The sequence below is a fragment of the Haloimpatiens myeolchijeotgali genome (assembly GCF_042688525.2).
GTDB lineage: Bacteria > Bacillota > Clostridia > Clostridiales > Clostridiaceae > Haloimpatiens.
The window spans coordinates 3,922,501-3,927,500 of record NZ_JBHWAB010000001.1; the positions used below are offsets into that span (position 1 = coordinate 3,922,501).

Annotated in this window: 3 protein-coding genes, 1 tRNA gene and 2 rRNA genes (1 of these 6 running past the window's edge); 2 read left to right on the forward strand and 4 right to left on the reverse strand. The window is 36.4% G+C overall.

Going from position 1 to position 5,000, the window contains the following annotated elements; genetic code table 11:
- Positions 1 to 10: 10 nt before the first annotated feature.
- The gene (locus ACFIJ5_RS17615) at positions 11 to 1,180 is read left to right on the forward strand and encodes a nucleotidyl transferase AbiEii/AbiGii toxin family protein (protein ID WP_379809393.1); all 1,170 of its coding nucleotides are present in this window, start codon (positions 11 to 13) and stop codon (positions 1,178 to 1,180) included.
- A gap of 132 nt (positions 1,181 to 1,312) precedes the next feature.
- Positions 1,313 to 1,981, forward strand: coding sequence for a LysM peptidoglycan-binding domain-containing protein (locus ACFIJ5_RS17620; RefSeq protein ID WP_379809395.1), 669 nt, complete (start codon positions 1,313 to 1,315; stop codon positions 1,979 to 1,981).
- A 113-nt stretch (positions 1,982 to 2,094) separates the two neighbouring features.
- On the opposite strand, the gene ACFIJ5_RS17625 is transcribed toward ACFIJ5_RS17620, so the two are convergent.
- The 4 genes from ACFIJ5_RS17625 to ACFIJ5_RS17640 form a co-directional block, all read right to left on the reverse strand.
- Positions 2,095 to 2,232: a hypothetical protein gene (locus ACFIJ5_RS17625; RefSeq protein ID WP_379809397.1), complete on the reverse strand. Its 138-nt coding sequence runs from the start codon at positions 2,230 to 2,232 to the stop codon at positions 2,095 to 2,097.
- Positions 2,233 to 2,577: 345 nt separating this feature from the next.
- Positions 2,578 to 2,653, reverse strand: a tRNA-Lys gene (locus ACFIJ5_RS17630).
- Positions 2,654 to 2,660: 7 nt separating this feature from the next.
- A 5S ribosomal RNA gene (rrf, locus tag ACFIJ5_RS17635) occupies positions 2,661 to 2,777 on the reverse strand.
- A gap of 35 nt (positions 2,778 to 2,812) precedes the next feature.
- A 23S ribosomal RNA gene (locus ACFIJ5_RS17640) occupies positions 2,813 to 5,000 on the reverse strand; it runs 711 nt beyond the window's last position.

The window sequence follows — 5,000 nt, forward strand, 5'->3', positions numbered from 1 at the left end:
GGTGTTATGTATGAATAATAAATTATCTTCTCCACTAATTCATGAATATGATATTTTTGATAAACATTCTATAGCTAATGTTGCTAGTAAATATGGTTTTTATAGAAATTATATATTAGAGAAACATCTATGGGTATACGAACTTATAGGACAATTTCAAAGAAAATGTAGCGATAATTGTATTCTTAAGGGAGGAGCTTGTACGCAACTTTATCTTCCTCTCCATGTTCAAAGGTGCACTGCTGATATAGATTTTTTAACTAATTTATCTTCTTCTGACATCATTAAAATTTTAACTTCTATAAAGCAAGAATTTTCTTCTTATAAAATTAAAACTTCATTTTATCAATATACACCTGCAAAAGGTAAAACTTTACCTATGGCTACTTTTATGTTAGAACTTCCATTTCACTTTAGACCTAATAAAAAAATAAAAAATCCTTCTTTAAAATTTGATTTTTTATTTATAGATATAAACCCATTGCACACGTATAAACCTTTAAATTGTAAAACTTTTGGAATGAATTTAAATTATTCTCCCTTATGTATATGTCATAATACGCTAATTAGTGATAAACTTCTTACTTTTGCTATTAATTCTGTTGGTCTTGAAACCTTCAAGCTAGATAGCTTCTATAAAAATATTTATGACTTATATTATTTAGTTACAACTTTTGATGACTTAAATACTTTTAAAACAGTATCTAAGTATATACTCCAAAGTATTTCTTTAGAGCTTTCTCTAAAAAATCTTCCTAGTGTGAATGTGAATAAAGTGCTTAATGACATTCTAAAAACATTATTTTATTTTTCTATTGTGGACTTAAATTATGAACATAATAGGACTCCAAAAAAGTTAGAAAAATTTCAAAAACTTTTTCTTCAATCAGCTATAAAAATGAATTTAGATTCAAATACATGGAGTATTATGAGTATGCATCTATATTTATGGGCTAACGCATTAAAAAAATACATTCATAATGTTAATCATTGTGAACTTACTAAATTAAGCTTAGTAAAAAAAGAGTATTCTGAATTTTTATCATTCAATTCTAAAACCAAAAAAAAATATATAAAAAATTTGAAACACAAAATATCATCTAAAAATAAATTATTCAATCTAAGACATATAAATGATCCTGTAAGAATTATATATACCTATTACTTACTTTTTGACTAATATATATTTTTAATAATTCAAAAAAATAATCTCTGAAGTTAATACTATTTTAGAGATTATTTTTCATTTTTTTGTATAAAACCTATATTTTGGGAAAATATAGTAAATATATATAAGAAAGGAGTTGCTAAAATGAAATTGCATAAAATAATATTAACTATTTGTACTGTATTTATACTTGTTTCTATTTGTTATACTGTCTATAATCTTCTTACACCTATAGCTAATTCTAATTTGCCTGGTAACGAACAAAATTCATATAATAATTATTCTAAAAATACTACTACTAAACACACAAATAAACACACAAACTTAAAAAAAGAAGAATTAATTGATCCATTTATAGTATCTGATGAAGATATCAAAATGAAAGATACTAAAGATTACAATAATAAACCAAGTGAAAGTTTCATAAAATATGAGGTAAAAAAAGGAGATACTCTATTCAATATAGCTCGTCATCATATGTCTCATTGTGATATTAAAGAAGCAGTAAAAACTCTACAAAGTATAAATAAAATAAATACAAGCTCACAACTTAGTTATGGGGAAAAAATATTAATTCCAACTTATAATTCAAAGTCTAAGGAGATACATAATAACTCTACTTATAACAATCATAAATCTCTTACGTACTTAATTAAGCCTGGAGATACATTATATAAAATTGCAAAACATTATATTACATGGTGTTCCCCAGTTAGTGGTATAAACCAAATTGTAGAACTAAATAATTTACAGAATTCTGATATGATAAAAGAAGGTCAAAAAATTTTAATACCTTGCAGTACAAATCAATAAACTACTACCAAGATAAACAACAGAGTTTTTTGTAAATTTTCTATAATAAAAAAACCAGGATTTTAATCCTGGTTTTTTTATTATAGATATTATACTAATTTATTTTGTAAAATTTATTGATTTTTGTATTCTATATTTCTTATTACTGATACTGCATTTTCAGGTTTCTTTTTCTTTTCATTAGAACAACCAACGCAACATATAACTACCCCTACTAATAAGACTATTATCATTTTATTTATAAATTTCACAAATATAACCTCCGAATTGATATTGTAAAATCACATAACAATACAATTATTTTAATTTTACTTACAATAGTACTAGTTATATGTTACCCACATTTTACTTAAGTTATAAAAATATTTATCACATATTTTTATATTAATACTTATTTTTGTAAATTAAAACAAATGTATATATTATATAAAAGCTTTCATTTCAGTAATAAACTCTCAATTTTCATGGTACGATTTTATATAAACTTATAATTCACTGAATTTATTTAACTTCAGATCGATGAATGCTTATGAATTCTTAAAAAAAATTTATAATTTCCTAAATAAAAAAACATCACTTAAAAAAGTGATGTTTTTTGGTGATCTACCGGGGAATCGAACCCCGGACACCATGATTAAAAGTCATGTGCTCTACCAACTGAGCTAGTAAATCATATCTTACCTGGCGACGACCTACTCTTCCACAGGGCTTCCCCTGCAGTACCATCGGCGCTTCAAAGCTTAACCGTCCTGTTCGGAATGGGAAGGGGTGTTACCTTTGAGCCATAATCACCAGATTATTGTTCTTTCAAAATTGCACAGTGTTAATTATTTGGTCAAGCCCTCGACTTATTAGTATCAGTCAGCTTAACATGTTACCACGCTTACACCTCTGACCTATCAACCTGGTAGTCTTCCAGGAGTCTTACTAGCTTACGCTATGGGAAATCTAATCTTGAGGTGGGCTTCACGCTTAGATGCTTTCAGCGTTTATCCCGTCCCAACATAGCTACCCAGCTATGCCATTGGCATGACAACTGGTGCACCAGAGGTTGGTCCATCCCGGTCCTCTCGTACTAAGGACAGCTCCTCTCAAATTTCCTACGCCCGCGACGGAAAGGGACCGAACTGTCTCACGACGTTCTGAACCCAGCTCGCGTGCCACTTTAATGGGCGAACAGCCCAACCCTTGGGACCGACTTCAGCCCCAGGATGTGACGAGCCGACATCGAGGTGCCAAACCTCCCCGTCGATGTGGACTCTTGGGGGAGATCAGCCTGTTATCCCCGAGGTAGCTTTTATCCGTTGAGCGATGGCCCTCCCACGAGGAACCACCGGATCACTAAGCCCGACTTTCGTCCCTGCTCCACTTGTATGTGTCGCAGTCAAGCTCCCTTATGCCTTTGCACTCTGCGCGCAATTTCCAACTGCGCTGAGGGAACCTTTGGGCGCCTCCGTTACATTTTAGGAGGCGACCGCCCCAGTCAAACTGCCCACCTAACAATGTCCCGTGACCAGATACATGGCCTCCGGTTAGAATTTCAATACTGTCAGGGTGGTATCCCAAGGACGACTCCATAGAAGCTGACGCCCCTATTTCTAAGTCTCCCACCTATCCTGTACAGACAATACCGAAATTCAATGCTAAGCTACAGTAAAGCTCTACGGGGTCTTTCCGTCCAATCGCGGGTAGAGGGCATCTTCACCCCCACTACAATTTCACCGGATTTGTTGTCGAGACAGTGCTCAAATCATTACGCCATTCGTGCGGGTCGGAACTTACCCGACAAGGAATTTCGCTACCTTAGGACCGTTATAGTTACGGCCGCCGTTTACTGGGGCTTAAGTTCAAGGCTTCGCTTACGCTAACCAATCCCCTTAACCTTCCAGCACCGGGCAGGCGTCAGCCCCTATACATCAGCTTTCGCTTTAGCAGAGACCTGTGTTTTTGCTAAACAGTTGCTTGAGCCTATTCACTGCGGCCTGCTCTCGCAGGCACCCCTTCTCCCTAAGTTACGGGGTTAATTTGCCGAGTTCCTTGACAACAATTCTTCCGCTGGCCTTAGGATTCTCTCCTCATCTACCTGTGTCGGTTTGCGGTACGGGCACCATCTTCCTCGATAGAGGCTTTTCTTGGCAGTGTGGAATCAGATACTTCGCTACTAAAATTTCGCTCCCCATAACACCTCAAGCTTAAGATTGAACGGATTTGCCTGTTCAATCACTCTAAGTGCTTAGACGCACATCCAACAGTGCGCACATCTTATCCTTCTGCGTCACCCCATTTCTCAAACGGAAAATGGCGGTATCGGAATATCAACCGATTGTCCATCACCTACGCCTTTCGGCCTCGGCTTAGGTCCCGACTAACCCTGAGCGGACGAGCCTTCCTCAGGAAACCTTAGATTTTCGGCCAACAGGATTCTCACCTGTTTGTCGCTACTTATGCCAGCATTCTCACTCCTATATCGTCCACCGCTCCTTACGGTACGACTTCAGCCAATATAGGAAGCTCCTCTACCGCTCTTTCGAGCCCATAGCTTCGGTGGTAAGTTTGAGCCCCGGACATTTTCGGCGCAGGATCTCTTGACTAGTGAGCTATTACGCACTCTTTGAATGAGTGGCTGCTTCTGAGCCAACATCCTAGTTGTCTTAGAAATCCCACATCCTTTACCACTTAACTTACACTTTGGGACCTTAGCTGATGATCTGGGCTGTTTCCCTTTTGACCACGGATCTTATCATTCGCAGTCTGACTGCCAGGATACAAGTAGATGGCATTCGGAGTTTGATAAGGTTCAGTAACCACTATGGCCCCTAGCCTATTCAGTGCTCTACCTCCATTACTCAATTACCTGACGCTAGCCCTAAAGCTATTTCGAGGAGAACCAGCTATCTCCGAGTTCGATTGGAATTTCTCCGCTATCCACAGCTCATCCCATGGTTTTTCAACACCAACGGGTTCGGTCCTCCACGGAATTTTACTTCCGCTTCAACCTGGCCATGGATAGGTCACTCGG